We start from the raw sequence: 20,147 nt of genomic DNA, 5'->3' as shown, positions 1-20,147 counted from the left end.
TTAAAATATTATAAAACTTTTGCTACAATCCACGACATTGTTTTAGATTCAAAAATAAGGAGAGTATCCACAATGAAAGAAGCAAAATATATTTGGAAAGATGGCAAGCTTATCCCGTGGGCAGATGCGACCACGCATATTTTAAGCCATACTTTGCATTATGGAAATGCTGTTTTTGAAGGCACAAGGGCGTATATGACAAAAAAGGGTTTGGCGATTTTTCGTCTAAAAGAGCATACAAAAAGGCTTTTAGATTCAGCTAAGATCGTTTGTATTAAATCGCCCTTTACGCAAGATGAGCTAGAAAAGGCTCATATAGAGGTTTTGAGGGCAAATAAAGATGAATATAAGGGCAATGTGTATATCCGCCCTATTATTTATCTTGGCTATGGTGTTATGGGGCTAAATCACATTAACGCACCGGTAAATGTTGCTATTGCTGCGTGGGAGTGGGGAGCGTATCTTGGTGAAGATGGCTTAAATAATGGAATCAAAGTCAAAACAAGCTCCTTTGTGCGGAATCCTACAAAGTCATTTATGGGTAAGGCAAAGGCGGCAGCAAATTATCTTAACTCACAAATGGCAAAGCACGAAGCATTGGCTTGTGGGTGCGATGAGGCATTATTACTTGATGATAATGGCTTTGTGGCAGAAGGTAGTGGCGAGTGCTTTTTTATCGTAAGGAATGGCAAACTCATCACGCCCCCTTATGATAACACACTAGAATCTATCACACAAGCCACAACCATTGAGATAGCTAAAGATATGGGCTTAAGCGTAGAGCAAAGACGCATTACACGAGATGAAGTATATATCGCTGATGAAGCTTTTTTTACGGGAACCGCAGCGGAGATTACGCCTGTGCGTGAGCTTGATGCAAGGATTATCGGTAATGGCAAGGCTGGGGATTTGACAAAGAAATTGCAACAAGCGTATTTTGATGTTGTCAATAGTGAAAATCCAAAATATTCTCATTATTTAACTTATATAGACTAAGGAGTAGCAATGCCTATTGATTTAAACGAGCATTTGAAGAAAAAACGAGCCGAGCTTGATGAAAAAAAAGGCTCTAGTGATAATCAGCAACCAAGAAACCAAAATAGTGGTGGTGGCAATCGTAATAATGGTGGTGGTAATAATGGTGGAAATAATCGCCCAAATAATAATAGCAATCGCGGTGGCGGTGGATTTAACCTTGATATGCCTATGCCCTCAATGCCTAGTGGCAAGTCGCTTGGCGTGATTATTATCGTTGTTTTATTGATTGTGATTTTTATCGTTGCGCGTCCTTTTGTGATTGTCAATGCGGGAGAGGTTGGCATTAAAGTAACTACGGGGCAGTATGATCCTAAGCCGCTTGATCCCGGACTTCACTTTTTTATGCCTATTATCCAAGATGTGATTTTAGTGGATACAAAGGTAAGGACTATTAACTTCTCTCGTAGTGAGGATATGGGAAATGTAGGGCGAGAATCAAGCATTTTGCGTAATGATGCGATTAATGTTATGGATACAAGCGGTATGACAATCTCAATTGAACTTACCGTGCAGTATCAGCTTGAGCGTGAAAAAGTCCCTGCGACTATTGCAGAGTATGGTATGGCGTGGGAGCAAAAAATCATCAATCCCGTCATTCGTGATGTGGTAAGAAGTGCGGTTGGGAATTACCCCACAGAGGAGCTACCGACAAAACGCGATGAAGTAGCAAATCTTATCTATAATGGTTTTAAAGGCAAACTTGATACAACGCCAAATCAGCCTGTAAAGCTTGTATCTATCCAGTTGCGTGAGATTGTGCTGCCAGAGCAAGTGAAAACGAGAATTGAAGGTGTGGAACTTGCCAAGAGAGATGCACAAAAGGCAAAAGAAGAGGCAAATGCCTTGCGTGAAAGGGCAAAGGGTAAGGCAGATGCACTAGAGATTGAAGCAAAGGGACAGAGTGAAGCAAACCGCCTTGTGAATGAAAGCCTCTCTCAACGATTGCTTGAATTACGGCAAATTGAAACGCAGGGCAAGTTTAATGAGGCGTTAAAAGAAAACACAAACGCACAAATATTCCTAACTCCCGGTGGGGCTGTGCCAAATATTTGGGTAGATTCTAAAAATAAGCAAAAAAGCAGTGTCGTAGGGCAGTGATATATGCGTGATGTGCTAGAAAAGATTGATTGGGAGCGATATGAGCTAATCCCTACGATGACTCAAGAGTGGGGGAGCAATGAAATTTTAATGTTTGCGTATTCTTCTAAACAATCTTTAGAGCTTTCTTTACAAAGTGGGTTGGCACATTATTTTTCTCGCTCAAAGCAGAGAATCTGGCAAAAAGGTGAGCAAAGTGGCAATACACAAAAAATCAAAGAAGTGCGACTTGATTGTGATAATGATAGTTTGATTTTTCTCGTGGAGCAAAAGGGTGTGGCTTGTCATACGGGAGAAAAAAGTTGCTTTTTTCAACGCATTATCCCAAGCGAAATGAAAAGTGAATATAAAGATGAATGTAAAAGTGAAACTGCTGAATCCAAGGGTGCAAGTCAGGTAAGCACAAAAATTCAAAGCCCTTGTGGAATCTATCATATCCTTGATGAGCTATATCATATCATAGAGCAAAAAAAACACGAAAATCCCAAAACTTCTTATAGTGCGTCTTTGTTTGCAAAAGGAGCAAATGGCATTTGTAAAAAGATTGTTGAAGAAGCGGGGGAGCTGTGCTTTGCGATTAAAGATAGGCAGGAATCTGAAATTATCTATGAATGTGCGGATTTGCTCTATCATATTTTGGTGGGCTTAGCCTTAGAGCATATCAACCCTGAGCGTGTGTTGCAGGAGCTTCAAAGACGCAAAGGGCAAAGTGGCATAGAAGAGAAAGCTTCGCGTCAAACGCATTAGGATATATGATGTTTGAAAGGCTAAAGATTTTGCTTATCCAAATGGTGTCTTATTTATCCGTTTATGAGATTGGCTTAATCCTTATTGGTTTTTTTATTTTTATTATGCTTTTTACTTTAGGGCTGCTTTTGCGTGGGCGGAGATTCATTGCAAGGTTTTTCTTTTTCTTGTCTATTATCACCATTCTTGCCGCACCTTTTGTTTTGCATTTTGTGATGAAAAATGTGCTGTATAAGATAGATGTTACTTTGATGAGTGCGTATCCTATGCAATATACAAAAGGTTTCTTTGTCGCAGGAAATATTACAAATAAAGGCAGAGCACCCATCAATGAATGTTTGATTAGCGTAGATTCTGTGCGTGATGAAAAAGATAGCAAATTTATGAGATATTTTAATAGTATTTTTCCAAAAAGTTCCCTAAGCACGAGTATTGACATTGATATTGAGCCTGATAATAATGCTGATTTTTCTGTGATTGTGCCAAATTTTGAAGCACAAGAGCCTTTGTTGTTTAGGGTATATGTGGATTGCTATCTATCAAATAAATTTGCCCAAAAAATGCAGAAGAAAAAAGCACCTAGCAAAGATATTATCACTCCCAAAGAGCCAAGCCTACAAATCACAATTCAAGATTCCATAGAAACAGAAACTCAAGGAAATGTTGGCGAACAGGCAAAAGACACAAACTATCAGTAAGCCACTCAAAATGCCAAGTCGGCATAAATTGCTTATTTCTACACCTTCTTACCCACCCCATAGGCAAACTTCACATATATAGCCAAAGCGATGAGCAAAAATGCCACGCCGCCGATGAGATACACCGCATATAAAAGCTGCTCCGGGGCTGAAAAGGTGAATTTAAATACAAGCATCAAAGCTTCAATGGCAAGGGCTATGATGATGGAGCCAAGAAAGCGTATCATCGTCTTATGCACCGTGTAGCTTCTGCCGACATTTTTGCCTAAAACCTCTTCTTCAAAAATCGCTTTGACTAAATCAAAAATCGCTAGAGCAAGGGTTAGCAAAATCGTAGATTCAAAAATATCTTTAATATCAAAGCTTTGAAAACGCAAAATATCCTCTGACCAAAACCGCACTACCCCTTCCACCATAAGCAAAACTGCGATAAAACTTAAGGCGAGTGAAAGCACGCAATACATTCCCACACTTAACATTGAAAAAATATGAAAAAAGCGATTAGGCGAGCTGATTTTTAACGCATCGCGCAGATGAATGTCAATACACACCACAAATAGCAACTCGTGATTTTGATTATACACAGGATAGGCAGCCGTTACGACAAGATTCCCATCAATCTTTGAAGGATAAGGATTTGTGATAATACACCGCTGCTCGTCCAATGCCTCATAGTAATACGCACGATTTGAGAAGTTCGCCCCCGCATTTTCAATAATCCCATTGCTTTGAAACACATCGCTAATCTGCATTCCATTCTTATCCAAAATATACATCGCATCAAAAACTTTAATCTCATCTTTTATGCGTTTTAGCCCACTTAGCACGACTTCAAAGCTAGGCTCCGGCATAAAATTTTTAATATTCTGCGTAAAAAGAAAGGTAAGATACGCACGTAATTCATAACGCATCTTCGCATAGGTAACAATATCTTTTGATAGCATTTTCACTCCTTTTTGATTTGAGAATCTTAGGGCAGATTCTAGCTTGATTTTATAATGTATTCCTTACAGCCTTGTATGTCCTTGTGTAAAACTTTGGCAAATTCTTTTATTTTGCCCCTGTGTTTCAATACATAAGCATACTCACACAAAACGCGTATTTTTACTTTTTGTTGTTTTTGCTTCTTTGTCTTTTTTAGAATCTTTAGAATCCTTTTTAGCACCTTTAACATTCTTAGTCTGTTTCACATCTCGCTTCTTAGCAAATTTTGCGTCTTTTTGTTTTGTTGGCTCTATTTTTTGAGATTCTGTATTTTCATTTTCCACTTCAGCCTTATTGTTTTTCCCCCGCACACTAAGCAGCAAAGGCACACCTTGAAAGTCAAAATGCTCTCTTAATACATTAATGATATATCGCTTGTAGCTAAAGTGCAAACTCTGTGGGCGATTACTCACAAGGGTAATTTGTGGCGGGTGTGTGGCATATTGCGTAGCATAGTAGATTTTCACAATCTTGCCGTGATCACTTGGGATATGATGAGCTTGTGTCGCCTTTTCTACACATTCATTTAATACACTCGTTGGGATTCTATATGAAAATCGCTCATATACCTTTAGAATCTCGCTTTTTAGCTTCTCAATATTCCGCCCATTTAACGCAGATAAAGTCATCACCGGCACAAAGGATAAAAAGCCAAATCTACGTTTGAACTCCGCCATAATCTCCTTAAATTCCTTATGCCGTTTATCCCATTTATTTAGCACCACAATCACGCCTAGTGCGTGTTTGGGGATAAGAGAGCTAATCTTTTCATCAAGCTCTACAAAAGGCTCACTCGCATCAAGGACTAAAATGGCAATATGACTTTGAGCCAAAGCCTTATTTGTGCGATCAAGGGCAAACTTTTCAATCCCTAGAATCTTGCTAGAGCGGCGGATTCCAGCCGTATCTACAAAACGCACCTTTTGTCCTAAAATCTCCCCCGTTTCATCAACAGGATCAATAGTCGTCCCCGCCACTTCACTCACCACACTTCTTTCCTTGCCAAGCAAGGCATTCAGTAGTGAGCTTTTGCCGACATTCACACGCCCAATAATCCCAACGGCAATGCACTCTTCACTATCTTTATCCTGCTCCTTAGAATCTAGCGTATCTAAAAACTCCTCCAAGCTCTCATCGTTAGATTCTGTATCATTTTCAAATTGAGACTTCAGTATAGCATTAAGATTCTGCTCCTTTGCTAAATCCAAGAGCTCAAACATCATCTCCAGCAAAAGGCTTAAGCCACGATTATGCTGCACGGAGATAAAGCTCATATCTTTGGCACCAAAGGAGCTAAAATCCCACGCCCTTTGCTTTATCTTATCATTATCCACTTTATTTACTACAAGTATCAAGGGCTTTTGCAAACGCTGAATCTTACGAAAATAAGCTATATCATCATCTTGTGGCAAAAGGCTTCCATCTACCATATACAGCACTAAATCCGCCTCTGCCCCAGCTTTGAGTGAGTTTTCACTCACTTTAGCAAATAGCCCTTGAGCTTTGTCAAGCCCACCTGTGTCAATAAGCTCCACATCAACCCCGCTAATCTCAAAACACGCCTTTTTCACATCACGCGTTGTGCCACTCACATTTGAAGTAATAGCCAAATGTTGCTTGATAAGGCGATTAAAAAGGGAGCTTTTGCCGACATTTGGTTTGCCTAAAATCGCTATTGTTTTCATTACACTACTCTTAAATAAAATCTTTTTCTAACGATATGTTAGCTAAAGTTGTGTTTTTTCTTAATAAAACTTCATAAAAGGATTCTAAAAATGCGGAAGTTTTTTATATGTGTTGGGATATGTTGGCTTTCTTTTGGGATTGCAAAAGATTTAGACACCACATCGCCAAACAGCACATTTTCTATCATCGCTGATTTTAATGAAGTAGAAACAAAGCTAGATTCTCAAAAAGATACAGAATCTCAAACTCACGCAAATCAAGTTCATACAAGTGATGAAGCCCTGCAAGATTCACAAAATATAACAGAAAATACAGAAGCTCAAAATCCAGAATCTATAAGTTTAGAATCTAATTCACAAGAGCAATCCCCAGCACTTTTTGTAGATTCCACCCTTGATTCTGTATTGGCAGATTCTTTACAAAGTGTGAGTTTAGAATCCCAGCAAGATTCAAAACCCCAAACACAAGCGGATTCTGCTTCTTTGGAAAATGAAATATTTGTGAATGAGGGTGGAATCTTCCCTTTGCAGGATAAAGATGCGGAGATTTTACTCTATGGCAACACCTATGTGCTTGTGCCACAATCTAAAGCCCTGCTTTCATTCCTTAATCAGCAAGATTCTAAGCTCAATGTCCGCACACTCAAATCAAGCTCTAGCACGACACAAATCTATAATCAAGGCAAAGATATACTCTTTTACTACTCAAGCAAGAAAGGCTCAAGCCTTTATGACAAAATCGCCCCAAAACGCTTCAAACTCATACTTGAAGAGCTAAGTGAGCCAAATAAAGAGCCAAAAGAGATTAAGCAAGTTTATGCTATTACGCAATTTGATGAGAATATTCTAAACTCGCCCTGTCATATCGTGCAAACACGGCAGTTTATCCGTGATAGAAATAAAAGTGAAATGCTAATCAACCTTGATAGAAAAATCAATCCGCGATTGCTAAGCGAAGGGAAACTAGAGCTATTTTTAGAATGTAGTATCACTGAAAATGAAGACATTTTTAGCTAAATGTAAAAGGAGTTTGTTATAATGCAAAAATCTCATTCCAAAGGCTATTTTTATGCGTGGTTTTAAAATTTTTAGTGGGTCAGCCCACACACTTTTTAGCAATGAACTTGCCGAATATCTTGATATATCTCTCTCAAAAGCAACAATCAATCGTTTTAGTGATGGCGAAATCAATATCCAAATCGGCGAGTCTGTGCGTGGCAAGGATATTTTTATCATTCAGCCCACTTGCACTCCAACAAATGATAATCTTATGGAGCTTCTTATTATGACAGATGCGTTAAAACGCAGTGGGGCAAATAGCATTAATGCCGTCATTCCCTACTTTGGCTATGCAAGGCAGGATAGGAAGGCTGCCCCTCGTGTGCCAATAAGTGCCAAGCTTGTGGCAAATCTCATTGAGCAAAGCGGTATTGATAGGATGATTACGATGGACTTGCACGCCGGGCAGATTCAGGGCTTTTTTGATATACCTGTGGATAATCTTTATGGCTCAATCGTATTTGCTGATTACTTGCGACAAAAGCCGTTTAAAAATCCCATTATCGCTTCACCTGATATTGGTGGTGTGGCAAGGGCTAGGTATTTTGCCGATAGAATGGGAATGGACTTAGTGATTGTGGATAAAAAGCGTGAAAGGGCAAATGAAAGTGAAGTGATGAATATCATCGGCGATGTGAGCGGGAAAGATGTGATTTTAGTAGATGATATGATTGATACTGCGGGGACTATGTGTAAGGCTGCTGATGTGCTAAAATCGCGTGGGGCAAATAGTGTAATGGCTCTAGGCACACACCCCGTGCTAAGCGGACCAGCCATTGAACGCATTGCTAAAAGCTCACTTGATGAAGTTGTGGTAACAAACTCTATCCCCTTGCGACTAGCCCACCCCAAAATCAAAGTCTTAAGCGTAGCACCGCTTTTTGCCGAAGTCATACGCAGAATCTATCACAATGAAAGTGTCAATTCACTCTTTATCTAAGGCTAGATTCTAAGCTCAAGTGCAGGATTCTATCAATGGAGCATATAGAAATTGCCACGCTTTTAAGCATTGCTTTTTTTGCTTCTTTAGGGCATTGCGTGGGAATGTGTGGGGGCATTGTGGTAGCTTATACAAGCTTGTATCAAGCCCATAGAACCCCCCATAAAACCCATAAGAACGCTAAAACTCACTCTTTAGAATCTAGCAAAGATTCCTTAAATGCCACTATACAGACACAAGGGCAAAATTTACAAGATTCTAAATTCTCATCACTATTCACGCAATTTTTCACTCAAATCCCCCTGCACCTAAGCTATCACATTGGCAAAATCACTACTTACGCCACACTTGGTTTTATCGCTGGAAGTTTAGGACATTTTCTTAGCTTAAACGAGCAGATTAAGGCTATTATCTTACTTATAGTGGGAATCTTGCTTGTGCTTTTTGGACTTTCTAGCTTTAATTTTACTAGGCTTAATGCCCTTTTTAGCTCTCTCACGCCAAAGCCCCTGCAAAAGCTCATTGCTCTCACTCGTCCTTTTTTACTTAAGCCTTCACTTTGGCGTATATACATACTCGGTTTGCTCAATGGCTTACTGCCTTGTGGCATTGTGTATTATTTTTTACTTACAGCTACAATCGCTGGGAATGGGCTAAATGGAGCGATTGTAATGATTCTTTTTGGAGCTACAACCATTCCGCCACTATTCACACTTGGAATCTTAAGTGCAGCCCTGCAAAACAAACGCCTTCTCTTTTTACGCCTCGGTGCGTTTGGTATGATAATCTTTGGTTGTTATGAAGTCTATAAATCACTTGGGTATTTAATATAAGCCTTAATTTACACAACTTTTATATCTGTGTAGAATCTACCTAAATCAATAATCGCACATAGTTTTGGGAGTAAAAAAGTAACTCTTTTTTGATATTTGTAAAGTATTTTTTAACCAAACATACTGATTTTTAGAATCTATACACTACAATCGCATACAAATTACAACAACAAAAAGGAACAAGATGAGTCATTCCGTCTTTGAACATCCATATTTTGGCGTTTTTGTGCTGTTTGTGCTGACAAGTGTTGCTTTTACACTCACACTAAGACTGCAACGCATTATCTCAAGAAAAATGGCAAAAAAGGATAGGGAAAAGCTCAAACTCTCAACCTACGAGTGCGGTCCTACCCCAAATAAGCAGCAAAATAGAATCTCCACGCACTTTTTTTATCCTTGCCCTGCTTTTTATCCTTTTTGATATTGAAGTGATTTTTATGATTCCTTGGGCGATAGATTTTAAATATTTCACATACATTGGGCTTGGGAATTTTGTGTTTTTTGAAATGTTAAGCTTTATTGCCTTTTTGGTTGTAGGATTTATCTACGCGTGGAAGAAAGGAGCGTTATCGTGGCAGAGCATCAAGTAAATTATACACAAAGTGCGGGACTTCCCATCGCCCTTAGCAGTGTGGATAAGCTACTGAATTGGGGGAGAAGCAATTCACTTTGGGGGCTTACTTATGGCTTGGCGTGCTGTGCGATTGAGATGATGGCGACAGGTGGCAGCCGCTTTGATTTAGATAGATTTGGGACAATCTTTCGTGCTTCGCCTAGACAGGCGGATTTGATGATTGTATCAGGGACGGTAACAAAAAAACACGCCGAGTTTGTCCGCCGACTTTACGACCAAATGCCCGAGCCAAAGTGGGTCATCTCTATGGGGAGCTGTGCCAATACGGGCGGAATGTTTAATACTTATTCAACCGTTCAAGGGGTGGATAGGATTATCCCCGTTGATATTTACCTGCCCGGCTGTGCGCCTAGACCAGAGACTTTGCAATACGCAGTTATGGTGCTTCAGCAAAAAATCCGCAAACAAAAAGCTATCCCGCAAATCAAACCAAAGCGACTTGTATAAAAGTCAAATACACAAGAGGTGCAAAATGATACGACAAAATCCCCCTAAGGCTAACGCACAAAAAAGCATATATTACACAAACCGCTTTGATGTAATGCCGACTTCGCCAATGCTCCCTTTAGGTGAGTTTGAATCTTTTCTTCAAGCCCTGCATACACCTATCACACAAAGCTATATCCAAAATGATCTCATCACACTTTGGGTAGAATCCACACAGATTCTACCACTCATTAAAGAGCTATACGCTTTGGGCTATGATTTTTTAACAGAGATGAGTGCGATTGATAAGCTAGAGGAAAATAATGAATTTGAGCTTTTTTACCTGCTTCTTAAGCTTGAGGATACAAGCTCTAAGCGTCTTAAAATAAAAACAAAAATCAAAAAAGGGGAACATATCACTTCGCTCACACCACTCTTTAAAAGTGCGAATTGGGGCGAGAGAGAGTGCTTTGATATGTTTGGGATTATCTTTGATGGACACCCCTATTTACAAAGGCTACTTATGCCAAAAGATTGGGTAGGACACCCCTTGCTTAAAAGTTACCCTTTGCAAGGTGATGAATATGCTGCGTGGTATGAAGTGGATAAAATCTTTGGCAAGGAATACCGAGAAATTATTGGAGCAGAGCAACGCGATAGTGCAAGGATTGATAGAAATGATGATAAAAACTTCTCTGCCATTAGTTTTGAATCTCGCTATCAAGAATCTAAAGCTCCAGCCCTGCTGAAATCCTTTAAGTCAAGCAAGGAATTGAAGGAACGCCGATGAAGCAAAACTACACCAAACTTAAACCAAACTTTGAAAATATCTTTTTTGAACAAGAAAATGACAAAATGGTGATCAATTTTGGACCACAGCACCCTTCAGCTCACGGACAGCTCCGCCTTATCCTTGAGCTAGAAAATGAAAAAATCATCAAAGCTACACCCGATATTGGCTATCTTCATCGTGGTATTGAAAAAATGGCTGAAAATATGATTTACAATGAGTTTATGCCAACAACCGATAGGCTAGACTACATTGCTGCTACAAGTAACAACTACGCCTTTGCTCTAGGGGTTGAAAAGCTTATAGGCGTGGAAGTGCCACTGCGTGCTAAAGTTATTCGCACGATGCTTTTAGAGATTAATCGCATAATCTCGCATATTTTCTTCCTTGGCGTTCACGGTATGGATGTTGGGGCGTTGTCCATCTTTTTGTATTGCTTTATTGAGCGTGAATATGGACTTGATTTGATGGAGGATTATTGCGGGGCTAGGCTTACGCATAATGCTATCCGCATAGGCGGTGTGCCACTTGATTTGCCACATAATTTTTTACAAAGTGTGGAAAGATTTACCCAAAGCGTGCCTAAAACGCTTGATCTTGTGCGTGGATTGCTTGATAAAAATAGAATCTGGCGTATAAGGCTTGAAGATGTGGGTGTAGTCTCACAAGATTTTATTAAGCAGTGGGGCTTAAGTGGGATTATGGCACGAGGCAGTGGGATTAAGTGGGATATTCGCAAACATAATCCTTATGAGCTTTATAATGAGCTTGATTTTGAAGTGCCTGTGGCAAATGAGGGCGATTGCTATGCGCGTTATCAACTCTATATTGAAGAGATTTATGAATCTATTAAGATTCTTAAGCAGCTTATGACTATGTATCCAAGCACACCAAGTGAGATAATGGCAAAAGATGTCCGCTATATTTCTGCACCAAAAGAAGATATTATGACGCAAAATTATTCTTTAATGCAGCATTTTGTGCTTGTTACACAAGGTATGCGTCCGCCTGTTGGGGAAGTGTATGTCCCAACTGAATCTCCAAAAGGGGAGCTAGGATTTTTTATCAACTCTCAAGGAATGCCCTCTCCGCATAGGCTCAAAATCCGCACACCGAGCTTCTATCACACAGGAGCGTTACAAGAGCTTTTAGTAGGACATTATGTCGCGGATATTCCAACAATTATTGGTTCAACAAATATCGTATTTGGCGAAGTGGATAGGTAAAAGGAGAGATATGAGACGATATGATTTGCGACATTTGGCAAATGACTTTGAAAAGCGATTAAGTGAGTTGTGCGATGAGCTTTCTCAAGGAGAAGTGGCGATATTTCTCTTTGAAGTGAGAGATTTTAATAATGTTCAAAAAGCCATTGATTGTGTGCTTAATCGTGGTGATGAGTTGCTGAATAGTTTGCGATTTAATGAAGTGGATTGGAGTATTGTTGTAAGGAGGGCAAAATGAAAGCCTTTGCTAGAATCTTAAGCAATATTTCAAATAAGCCCATACAAACAAGCCCAACAAGCCACAAAACACTTCTTAGCTTTGGCTATTTATGGGAAAAGATAGATACGGATTCTAAGCTTTTTATTCTGCATCCGCTTCCATTGCTTGAAAACAATGAGCAAATTACACATTTTGCTAGGTATGAGATTGGCACGGAGTTTGGTGTAGCGTGGCTTTTAGCCCACACGCTTTTATCTGTATTTCAACCAAATGGGATAGATTCTGCCCTTACATCAAAGCTTAATGGTATGCTTGATAAGCTTGATGTGGGCTTTCTCTCTTCGGAATCTAATCTCGCAGAAGAAGAGCTAGAAAAACTTAAAATCTTTCTCAACCCTTCAAGCTTTGCTCTTGTGCTAGGCTCTGAACTAGCCCAGCACCCAAATGCCAAGGATATTGCCCATATACTTGGGCTTTTAAGCAAACTCACAAATATAGAAATTATTATGCCTGAACTCATAGATTCTATTAGCCCAAGTCAAAGTGTGGAGGCTAATCTCTCACCCTGTGAGCAGCTCCCAGAATCTAATGGAAATTTTATCTACGTTATGCCTAAGCACGACTATGCTAGCACAATAGATTCACCCTTGCTTAAAGCACCACCGCTTTTTGCTCCAGCATTCAAATTGCAGGATAAAACAAGCATTACACTAGGCTTTGAATCCCAGCAGATTCTAACGCAATGTCAATATGATAGCTCACTCAAAGGCACAATCGCCCTTTTATATCTCCCTGATGTGTCTAATGTCAATCTAGGCTATCCTTACAAAAAAGTAGAGGTGATATTATGAGTAAAATTACCATTACAATCAATAATCAAGCTATCTCTTGCGTTGAGGGAGAGAGTATCCTTAATATCGCGCGTAAAGAGGGCATTGAGATTCCAGCGATTTGCTATCTCTCTGGTTGCTCTCCTACTATGGCGTGTAAGCTCTGTATGATAGACGCTGATGGGAAACGCAGCTATTCTTGCAACACAAAGGCAAAAGATGGTATGAATATCCTTACCCATACGCCCGAGATTATGGAAGAACGCAATGCTATTATGCAAAGCTATGATGTCAATCACCCACTGCAATGCGGTGTGTGCGATAAAAGTGGGGAATGTGAGCTGCAAAACTACACGCTTAAAATGAATGTTACTTCGCAAAATTATCACATTAGAGAAAATGACAAGCCCCATAAAACTTGGGCAAAAGTCGTCTATGACCCTAATCTTTGCATTATGTGTGAGCGATGTGCCACAACCTGTAAGGACAACTTAGGGGAGAATAACTTAAAAGCACAAAAGGCGGATTTAGAGGTGCTTGACACAGCAGTATGGAAAGAGAAAATGCCAAAGGATGCCCTAAGCGTGTGGGCTAGAAAGCAAAAGGCTTTAATCGCATTTGTGGGCGAAACGCCTTGCTTTGACTGCGGAGAGTGCATTAGCGTATGTCCTGTGGGGGCATTAAGCACAAATGACTTTAAATACAAAGCCAATGCGTGGGAACTCAAAAAGATAGATTCCACCTGTCCGCACTGCCCTATGGGCTGTAAAATCACCTATGATGTCCGTCATAATGATAGCCTTGGCACACCGCATATTTTCCGCGTAAAAAATGACTTCTACTTTAATCCCATTTGTGGGGCGGGACGCTATGCCTATGATGTCAGCTCAAGCCCGGAGCCTAAGCAGAATCTACAAACTGCTATTAACGCCTTTAAGAACGCAGATTCTATTAATGTAGGCAATCAAACAACAAATGAAGAGGCCTTTGTGCTAAATCACATCGCTAAGATACAGAATCTCACACTTCACAACCAAGAAGCCCTAGATTTTAAAAACTTCATTAATGCCTTTTTGACACACGCTCAAAAGACAAATCTCAATCATTTAGATGAGTTTAAAAACGCACAAAATGTCATTATCCTAGGCAGTGCGATAAACTACCAAGTGCCGACCTTACGCTATATGCTAAATAATAAACTTAAACTCCAAAAAGGCTCTAACGCTATCTATATGCACCCGCTCAATGATACGCTGATGACAAGCCTAAGCAAATCACTCACGCACATTGCCTATCGTGAGGATGCCCTAGGCGTTGCTGTTGGTGCGATTGCCCTTGCGTATTTAGAAAATGTAGAAAATAATGAAGATGTAGAATCTCACACATTGCGGCAGATTCTAGCACCCCTGCTTGAAAGTAAAACCACCATTACAACGCCCATTGAAAGAGAAGTGAAAAAGACTATTACAAGCACAAATGAGGCAGGAGAGGAGATAGAGCAAGAGATTACAGAAATAATAAAAGAGACAAAAGAAGAGGTGAAGTTTCAAGCCTTGCTTGAAGCCAATATCAATGAGTTTGACACACTGAAGCAAATACTTCAAAATACCCCACTGCTTGTGCTTGGAGCAGAAATATATGAAAATCCACAAGCACAGATTCTAGCTCACATTCTTGGAATCTTAGAGCATAAAGGGGCGTTAAAAGTATTACTCATTCCACCATTTGCCAACGCCCTTGGACTAGCGATGATTTGTGATTTTAGCCCAAAAAGAGCAGATTCTACATACAGCATAGGCTACCGCACAAGCGGGGATTTTGTATGCGAATCTGATTGTGTTAGTATAGATGATAGCCAAAAATGCCCTACACAATCGCCTGATTTTATTTTGCCTGCTATCAATCAAATGGAGGGCACTTATACAAGCGTTGATAGCAGAATCTTGCCTTTAAAACCTGCCCTTACATTTAAAGGCTATGATTTAAGCGATATTGCTAAAGCCTTTGGTATGAAGGGGGAATATCTCATTGATTACACAAGCCTTATTTGTGGCTGTGAGTTTGATGACTTTGAAAATAAGTTTGCCAATGATGGCACTGATATGCGGGGCTATCGCTTCAAATCAATCACCCTAACACCACTAGCAGAATCTCAATCTAATAAGCTAGAGCTACCGCATTATCAAACTTATAATGCCTACAAACTCCACTCGCCCTCGCAATTTAACGCCTACACCGCTTCAAGTGTGCATTTACAAAATAAAATAGGCATTTATGTGAGCAATGCGTTATTTGAAGAGCTAGGTATGAAAGAGGGAGATTTAATCACGCTTTGGGATTCTACAACGCAAGTAAGCGGGGTGTTATACATAGATCATCGCTTGAGCGAACCATATTTTCTTATCAATCCTATGCTTGAAGGGGCGGATAGAATCTTTGCTCAAAATCAATGGGCTAAAGTGGAGTTAATGAAAGCCGAGCTAAGCGGCAAAATGGCTGAATCTAAGCCTGAATCCGAGCCTACAAGGAGTGCGTTATGAGTGATTTGACTGGTGGCATAATTGAAACTATTCTTAAGATTCTAGTTGTTTTGCTTATTTTTTCAGCATTAGCTGGGTTTGACACTTATTTAGAACGCAAAGTCTTGGGCTTTTTTCAAAAACGCATTGGACCAAACTATGTAGGACCTTATGGCTTATTGCAGGTTGTTGCCGATGGGATTAAGCTTTTTACAAAAGAGGATATTATCCCGCAAAATGCCATAAAACCCATATTTATCTTAGCACCATCAATTGCCGCTATAACGGCTTTTGTCGCTATGGCACCTATACCCTTTTTCCCTGAATTTGAGCTTTTTGGCTACACGATTCGCCCTATTATTGCTGATATTAATGTTGGAATCTTATTTATCCTAGCGGTTGGCTCTTGTGGGATTTACGCACCACTTCTTGCTGGACTAAGCTCTGGGAATAAATGGTCGCTTATTGGCGGAGCAAGGGCGGCTTTGCAGTTTTTGAGCTTTGAAGTGATTACTATGCTATCTCTCCTAGCACCTTTGATGATTGTAGCTTCCTTATCGCTTGTGGATATTAATAACTATCAGCAAGGCGGCATATTTGATTGGCTTTTGTTTAAACAACCTCTTGCCTTTGTGCTTTTTCTTATTGCTGCGTATGTGGAGCTAAACCGCACACCTTTTGACTTGCTTGAACACGAAGCAGAGCTTACAGCTGGCTTTGCAAGTGAGTATAGTGGGCTAAAATGGGGTATGTTTTTCATCGGCGAGTATGCGAATATGTTCGCCACTGCGTTTATTCTAAGCCTTATTTTTTGCGGTGGATTTAATGATTTAGGCTTTATCCCCGGTGGCATTGCTATTTTGCTAAAAGTATGCTTTTTTATCTTTTTGTTTATGTGGGTGAGAGCTTCATTCCCGCATGTGCGACCTGACCAGCTTATGCGTATGTGCTGGAAAGTGATGCTTCCCCTTGCACTTTTAAATGTGCTTATCACTGGTTGTATTTTACTTCTCTAGGAGTGTGCTATGAAAACAGAATACAGAATCTTACCGCCCCGTAATAAGCGTGAAAAACAGCTTTTTCTCTCACGCGTTGCACTCACTTTCAAAACAAGCTTTAGCCTTGATTTGTTAAGTGGCTTAAAAACCGCACTTGGTGCGTTTTTCTCCCCAAATGTTACGGTGCAATACCCATTAGAATCTAATCCCTTAAGCCCACGATACAGAGCCATTCACAAATTACAAAGACTTTTAGAATCTGAAAATGAACGCTGCATCGGCTGTGGGCTATGTGAAAAAATCTGCACGAGCAACTGCATACGCATTATTACCGATAGGGGCGAAGATGGGCGTAAAAAAATCTTAGATTATAGTATCAACTTTGGGCGTTGTATTTATTGTGGATTATGTGCTGAAGTCTGCCCCGAACTTGCTATCATACACGGCAAGGGCTTTGAGAATGCAAGTGTGCAAAGAGCGCATTTTGGCTTCAAACCTGAACTTTTAGAATCTCAATCTTCACTCATAGAATATGGTGGCTTTGGCTCTGTGTCCTACAATGCCGATGAGCGTATGATAAAAACTCCCTTAAGCTATGTGCTAGACTCTACAAAACAAGAATCCACACAAGATTCACAAAATACACAACAAGCCTTGCAAGATTCTACAAAGCCTAGCGATACACAAAGTGCAACAAATGATAATAATCCAAAGGAGAGTGCTAATGTTTGAGAGTATTTCATTTTATCTTTTTAGCACATTATGTATTGTCAGCTTTCTTATTGTGGTGAGTTCATCGCGTATTATCTATGCGATGACTGCCCTAGCAGGTGGAATGATTTTCATCTCTGGAATCTTTTTTACACTTGGGGCGGAGTTTATAGGGGCGGTGCAAATTGTCGTGTATGGTGGCTCTGTGATCGCACTCTATGCGTTTGCGATGATGTTTTTTGACACTTCAAAAGATGTTATAGAATCTCGCAAGAATGAATGGGTAGTCTCTGTGCTGTGTGTGGGGATATGCGTGGTGCTAGTAATAATGTTTGGGCTGCCTTTACTTGGCAATCAGCTTGAGACTATCGCAGATTCAGCAAATTTGCTTGATTTTGCTGAGATGAGTAATATTCAAAAAATTGGCTATGTGCTTTTCACGCAATACCTCATCCCCTTTGAACTTGCCGCACTTATGTTGCTTGTAGCGATGGTTGCAGGCATAGTTCTAAGTGTTAAAAAGGAGCAAAAATGATAAGCCTTAATCACTATCTACTTTTATCCGCTCTGCTGTTTTGCATTGGGCTATTTGGAATCCTAAGGCGAAAAAATATCCTTATGCTGTTTTTTTCAACAGAGATTCTATTAAATGCTGTCAATATCGGCTTTGTTGCCATTGGCTCGTATTTACACGACTTGAATGGAGAGATTTTCGCGCTTTTTATTATTGCCATTGCCGCCGCTGAAATCGCCGTGGGGCTTGGGCTTGTCGTCATTTGGTATAAAAAGCACCATACACTTGATATAAACACACTTAAAAGCCTTAAAGGATAAATTATGAGACTTGACACTCAAACACTCATTTGGCTTACTTATCTAGCCCTTTTCGCTCCACTAGCTGGGGCAGTTTTTGCCGCGTTTTTAGGGCATAGAAGAAAGATTTTGCTTGTTGGGATTGCGCCTACTTTGCTACTTTTCTGTTCTTTATGTGCTTCCATTCTTATCTTTTGGGAAATTTATCATAACAACATTGTGATTCATATTGATTTTTTAGATTGGATTGAAGCGGGGGATTTTTACAGCTCATTTGGCTTTATGATTGATAGTGTGAGTGCGAGTATGATGCTGGTTGTGAGCCTTGTGTCTACTATGGTGTTTGTGTATTCCATTGGCTATATGAAGCAAGATTCTGGATTTAACCGCTATTTTAGCTACTTAAGCGGTTTTGTGTTTTCAATGCTATTGCTCGTAATGAGTGATAATTTCCTTGGGCTTTTTGCCGGTTGGGAAGGTGTGGGGCTATGCTCATACTTACTCGTTGGATTCTGGTATGAAAGAAAAAGCGCAAATTTTGCCTCCATTGAAGCCTTTGTGATGAATAGAATCGCCGATCTTGCCCTAATTATGGGAATATTTTTAATCTTTTATATTTGTGAAAGCTTGAAATATGATGAAGTATTCCTAGCACTTAAATCAAATGACTTTGATACAAGCACATTAATGTGGATTGGGGCTTTGCTTTTTGTAGGAGCTATGGGTAAGTCCGCACAATTCCCTTTCCACACTTGGCTAGCCGATGCGATGGAGGGACCCACACCGGTTTCTGCGCTCATTCACGCCGCTACGATGGTAACCGCTGGGGTTTATCTCGTGGTGCGGTGCTTTCCTTTGTATGAGATGATTGCTGATGTTGGCTTTTTCATCGCTTCACTTGGGGCGTTTGTGGCGTTTTTTGGAGCGAGTATGGCACTTGTCAATAAGGACTTAAAACGCATTATTGCCTACTCTACCCTATCGCAGCTTGGCTATATGTTTGTAGCTGCTGGGCTTGGAGCGTATGCCATAGCACTTTTTCATCTTATCACACACGCCTTCTTCAAGGCTCTTTTATTCTTAGGTGCTGGAAATGTTATGCACGCGATGAATGATAAGCTTGATATTACAAAAATGGGCGGACTGCATAAAAGTCTGCGTTACACGATGATTATGATGGTTATTGCCTCTCTTGCCCTAGCTGGAATCTACCCCTTTGCAGGATTCTTTTCAAAGGATTTAATCTTAGAAGTTGCCTTCACTCATAACAATATTATTTGGATAGTTTTACTCTTAAGTGCGATTTTTACCGCATTTTACAGCTTTAGGTTGCTTATGCTTGTCTTTTTTGTTAAGCAAAATCACCACGAACATCCCCACGAGGCGTATTCCTATATGCTTCTTGCGATGTTGCCTTTGATGATTTTAGCCATTATCGCTGGGTTTGGCGGGGTGCTTGAATCTTTCCTTAAAAATGCCTTTCCTGCTTTTTCACTTGAGATTTCACACGATACACATATCTTGCTGATTGGCGGGACTTTGGGGCTCGTGGGCTTAAGTGTGCTATTTGCTATTATCAAATATGCTCGTGGTGGATTTTCAGCCTTTTGGGAATCTAACTTTTTATATAAGATTCTAAGCAATCAATACTATATCCCAAAGCTGTATGAGATAATTTTCATTAAGCCCTATTACAAATGCGCTCACTTTCTGTGGCAAAAGGTTGAATTTGGGGGTATTGATAGATTTGTAGATTCTCTAGCATTACTTATAAGAGTTCTGGGTCTTAAACTTTCACTTCTACAAAATGGCTCACTTTCCCGTATGCTTCTACTTATGTGCCTTGGGCTTTGTGCTATGCTCTTTGCGTGTGGCATTTACTTTATGTGGAGGTAAAA

At 40.1% G+C, this 20,147-nt stretch carries 20 protein-coding genes and 1 pseudogene; 19 read left to right on the top strand and 2 right to left on the bottom strand.

Annotated features, from left to right (window positions below; genetic code table 11):
• Positions 1 to 72: 72 nt before the first annotated feature.
• Genes HCN_RS03265 through HCN_RS03250 form a run of 4 tightly spaced genes read left to right on the top strand, consistent with a single transcriptional unit; the run spans position 73 to position 3,581 of the window.
• The gene (locus tag HCN_RS03265; protein ID WP_014666533.1) at positions 73 to 996 is read left to right on the top strand and encodes a branched-chain amino acid transaminase; all 924 of its coding nucleotides are present in this window, start codon (positions 73 to 75) and stop codon (positions 994 to 996) included.
• Between the two features lie 9 nt (positions 997 to 1,005).
• Positions 1,006 to 2,136 (top strand): SPFH domain-containing protein, encoded by a 1,131-nt coding sequence (locus HCN_RS03260; protein ID WP_002957469.1) that lies wholly within the window; start codon positions 1,006 to 1,008, stop codon positions 2,134 to 2,136.
• Positions 2,137 to 2,139: 3 nt separating this feature from the next.
• Positions 2,140 to 2,883: a bifunctional phosphoribosyl-AMP cyclohydrolase/phosphoribosyl-ATP diphosphatase HisIE gene (gene hisIE / locus HCN_RS03255; protein WP_014667536.1), complete on the top strand. Its 744-nt coding sequence runs from the start codon at positions 2,140 to 2,142 to the stop codon at positions 2,881 to 2,883.
• An 8-nt stretch (positions 2,884 to 2,891) separates the two neighbouring features.
• Positions 2,892 to 3,581, top strand: coding sequence for a DUF2393 domain-containing protein (locus HCN_RS03250; protein ID WP_014666532.1), 690 nt, complete (start codon positions 2,892 to 2,894; stop codon positions 3,579 to 3,581).
• 38 nt (positions 3,582 to 3,619) lie between these two features.
• Here HCN_RS03250 and HCN_RS03245 read toward each other — a convergent pair whose 3' ends face one another.
• Together HCN_RS03245 and der are read right to left on the bottom strand one after the other, a co-directional pair.
• Entirely contained in the window at positions 3,620 to 4,525 is a 906-nt protein-coding gene (locus HCN_RS03245) for a PDC sensor domain-containing protein (RefSeq protein WP_014666531.1), read from the bottom strand.
• A gap of 141 nt (positions 4,526 to 4,666) precedes the next feature.
• Positions 4,667 to 6,250, bottom strand: coding sequence for a ribosome biogenesis GTPase Der (gene der, locus HCN_RS03240; protein ID WP_014666530.1), 1,584 nt, complete (start codon positions 6,248 to 6,250; stop codon positions 4,667 to 4,669).
• A 90-nt stretch (positions 6,251 to 6,340) separates the two neighbouring features.
• Between der and HCN_RS03235 the strand changes: the two genes are divergently transcribed.
• The 15 genes and pseudogenes from HCN_RS03235 to nuoL all read left to right on the top strand — a co-directional run bounded on the left by HCN_RS03235 (position 6,341) and on the right by nuoL (position 20,145).
• Complete coding sequence (locus tag HCN_RS03235; RefSeq protein ID WP_014666529.1) at positions 6,341 to 7,267, top strand: hypothetical protein; 927 nt, start codon at positions 6,341 to 6,343, stop codon at positions 7,265 to 7,267.
• A 52-nt stretch (positions 7,268 to 7,319) separates the two neighbouring features.
• Positions 7,320 to 8,249 (top strand): ribose-phosphate pyrophosphokinase, encoded by a 930-nt coding sequence (locus HCN_RS03230; protein WP_014666528.1) that lies wholly within the window; start codon positions 7,320 to 7,322, stop codon positions 8,247 to 8,249.
• A 35-nt stretch (positions 8,250 to 8,284) separates the two neighbouring features.
• Positions 8,285 to 9,082, top strand: a complete 798-nt coding sequence (locus HCN_RS03225) for a sulfite exporter TauE/SafE family protein (RefSeq protein WP_014666527.1) — start codon at positions 8,285 to 8,287, stop codon at positions 9,080 to 9,082.
• 184 nt (positions 9,083 to 9,266) lie between these two features.
• Positions 9,267 to 9,672 (top strand): annotated as a pseudogene (locus tag HCN_RS03220) (NAD(P)H-quinone oxidoreductase subunit 3).
• The gene (locus HCN_RS03215; protein ID WP_014666525.1) at positions 9,654 to 10,163 is read left to right on the top strand and encodes a NuoB/complex I 20 kDa subunit family protein; all 510 of its coding nucleotides are present in this window, start codon (positions 9,654 to 9,656) and stop codon (positions 10,161 to 10,163) included. The pseudogene HCN_RS03220 and the gene HCN_RS03215 overlap by 19 nt, the downstream one beginning before the upstream one ends.
• Before the next feature lie 25 nt (positions 10,164 to 10,188).
• Complete coding sequence (locus tag HCN_RS03210; RefSeq protein ID WP_014666524.1) at positions 10,189 to 10,932, top strand: NADH-quinone oxidoreductase subunit C; 744 nt, start codon at positions 10,189 to 10,191, stop codon at positions 10,930 to 10,932.
• Complete coding sequence (gene nuoD, locus HCN_RS03205; protein WP_014666523.1) at positions 10,929 to 12,158, top strand: NADH dehydrogenase (quinone) subunit D; 1,230 nt, start codon at positions 10,929 to 10,931, stop codon at positions 12,156 to 12,158. The genes HCN_RS03210 and nuoD overlap by 4 nt, the downstream gene beginning before the upstream one ends.
• A gap of 10 nt (positions 12,159 to 12,168) precedes the next feature.
• The gene (locus tag HCN_RS03200; protein ID WP_002956324.1) at positions 12,169 to 12,396 is read left to right on the top strand and encodes an NADH-ubiquinone oxidoreductase subunit E family protein; all 228 of its coding nucleotides are present in this window, start codon (positions 12,169 to 12,171) and stop codon (positions 12,394 to 12,396) included.
• Positions 12,393 to 13,229, top strand: a complete 837-nt coding sequence (locus HCN_RS03195; protein ID WP_002956323.1) for a hypothetical protein — start codon at positions 12,393 to 12,395, stop codon at positions 13,227 to 13,229. Before HCN_RS03200 ends, HCN_RS03195 begins: the two co-directional genes overlap by 4 nt.
• Positions 13,226 to 15,748 carry an NADH-quinone oxidoreductase subunit G gene (locus tag HCN_RS03190; RefSeq protein WP_014666522.1) on the top strand — a complete coding sequence of 841 codons (2,523 nt, stop codon included), beginning with the start codon at positions 13,226 to 13,228 and terminating at the stop codon, positions 15,746 to 15,748. Before HCN_RS03195 ends, HCN_RS03190 begins: the two co-directional genes overlap by 4 nt.
• 5 nt (positions 15,749 to 15,753) lie before the next feature.
• The gene (gene nuoH, locus HCN_RS03185) at positions 15,754 to 16,743 is read left to right on the top strand and encodes an NADH-quinone oxidoreductase subunit NuoH (RefSeq protein WP_041309591.1); all 990 of its coding nucleotides are present in this window, start codon (positions 15,754 to 15,756) and stop codon (positions 16,741 to 16,743) included.
• A 9-nt stretch (positions 16,744 to 16,752) separates the two neighbouring features.
• Positions 16,753 to 17,457, top strand: coding sequence for an NADH-quinone oxidoreductase subunit NuoI (gene nuoI / locus HCN_RS03180; RefSeq protein WP_002956320.1), 705 nt, complete (start codon positions 16,753 to 16,755; stop codon positions 17,455 to 17,457).
• Positions 17,450 to 17,971 (top strand): NADH-quinone oxidoreductase subunit J, encoded by a 522-nt coding sequence (locus HCN_RS03175; protein ID WP_002956319.1) that lies wholly within the window; start codon positions 17,450 to 17,452, stop codon positions 17,969 to 17,971. The genes nuoI and HCN_RS03175 overlap by 8 nt, the downstream gene beginning before the upstream one ends.
• Positions 17,968 to 18,270, top strand: a complete 303-nt coding sequence (gene nuoK, locus HCN_RS03170; RefSeq protein ID WP_002956318.1) for an NADH-quinone oxidoreductase subunit NuoK — start codon at positions 17,968 to 17,970, stop codon at positions 18,268 to 18,270. Before HCN_RS03175 ends, nuoK begins: the two co-directional genes overlap by 4 nt.
• A 3-nt stretch (positions 18,271 to 18,273) precedes the next feature.
• Positions 18,274 to 20,145 (top strand): NADH-quinone oxidoreductase subunit L, encoded by a 1,872-nt coding sequence (gene nuoL / locus HCN_RS03165; RefSeq protein WP_014666520.1) that lies wholly within the window; start codon positions 18,274 to 18,276, stop codon positions 20,143 to 20,145.
• Positions 20,146 to 20,147: the final 2 nt, after the last annotated feature.

It is taken from the genome of Helicobacter cinaedi PAGU611 (assembly GCF_000284635.1).
In the GTDB taxonomy this organism is placed as follows: domain Bacteria; phylum Campylobacterota; class Campylobacteria; order Campylobacterales; family Helicobacteraceae; genus Helicobacter_C; species Helicobacter_C cinaedi.
The sequence above is the reverse complement of the archived record's forward strand: the minus strand, read 5'-3'. Positions and strand labels throughout refer to the sequence as shown.

Bases quoted from the DNA above. Each gene is read 5' to 3' on its own strand.
- HCN_RS03265 (WP_014666533.1), top strand. From the start codon at position 73: ATGAAAGAAGCAAAATATATTTGGAAAGATGGCAAGCTTATCCCGTGG.
- HCN_RS03260 (WP_002957469.1), top strand. From the start codon at position 1,006: ATGCCTATTGATTTAAACGAGCATTTGAAGAAAAAACGAGCCGAGCTT.
- hisIE (WP_014667536.1), top strand. From the start codon at position 2,140: ATGCGTGATGTGCTAGAAAAGATTGATTGGGAGCGATATGAGCTAATC.
- HCN_RS03250 (WP_014666532.1), top strand. From the start codon at position 2,892: ATGTTTGAAAGGCTAAAGATTTTGCTTATCCAAATGGTGTCTTATTTA.
- HCN_RS03245 (WP_014666531.1), bottom strand. From the start codon at position 4,525: ATGCTATCAAAAGATATTGTTACCTATGCGAAGATGCGTTATGAATTA.
- der (WP_014666530.1), bottom strand. From the start codon at position 6,250: ATGAAAACAATAGCGATTTTAGGCAAACCAAATGTCGGCAAAAGCTCC.
- HCN_RS03235 (WP_014666529.1), top strand. From the start codon at position 6,341: ATGCGGAAGTTTTTTATATGTGTTGGGATATGTTGGCTTTCTTTTGGG.
- HCN_RS03230 (WP_014666528.1), top strand. From the start codon at position 7,320: ATGCGTGGTTTTAAAATTTTTAGTGGGTCAGCCCACACACTTTTTAGC.
- HCN_RS03225 (WP_014666527.1), top strand. From the start codon at position 8,285: ATGGAGCATATAGAAATTGCCACGCTTTTAAGCATTGCTTTTTTTGCT.
- HCN_RS03210 (WP_014666524.1), top strand. From the start codon at position 10,189: ATGATACGACAAAATCCCCCTAAGGCTAACGCACAAAAAAGCATATAT.
- nuoD (WP_014666523.1), top strand. From the start codon at position 10,929: ATGAAGCAAAACTACACCAAACTTAAACCAAACTTTGAAAATATCTTT.
- HCN_RS03200 (WP_002956324.1), top strand. From the start codon at position 12,169: ATGAGACGATATGATTTGCGACATTTGGCAAATGACTTTGAAAAGCGA.
- HCN_RS03195 (WP_002956323.1), top strand. From the start codon at position 12,393: ATGAAAGCCTTTGCTAGAATCTTAAGCAATATTTCAAATAAGCCCATA.
- HCN_RS03190 (WP_014666522.1), top strand. From the start codon at position 13,226: ATGAGTAAAATTACCATTACAATCAATAATCAAGCTATCTCTTGCGTT.
- nuoI (WP_002956320.1), top strand. From the start codon at position 16,753: ATGAAAACAGAATACAGAATCTTACCGCCCCGTAATAAGCGTGAAAAA.
- HCN_RS03175 (WP_002956319.1), top strand. From the start codon at position 17,450: ATGTTTGAGAGTATTTCATTTTATCTTTTTAGCACATTATGTATTGTC.
- nuoK (WP_002956318.1), top strand. From the start codon at position 17,968: ATGATAAGCCTTAATCACTATCTACTTTTATCCGCTCTGCTGTTTTGC.
- nuoL (WP_014666520.1), top strand. From the start codon at position 18,274: ATGAGACTTGACACTCAAACACTCATTTGGCTTACTTATCTAGCCCTT.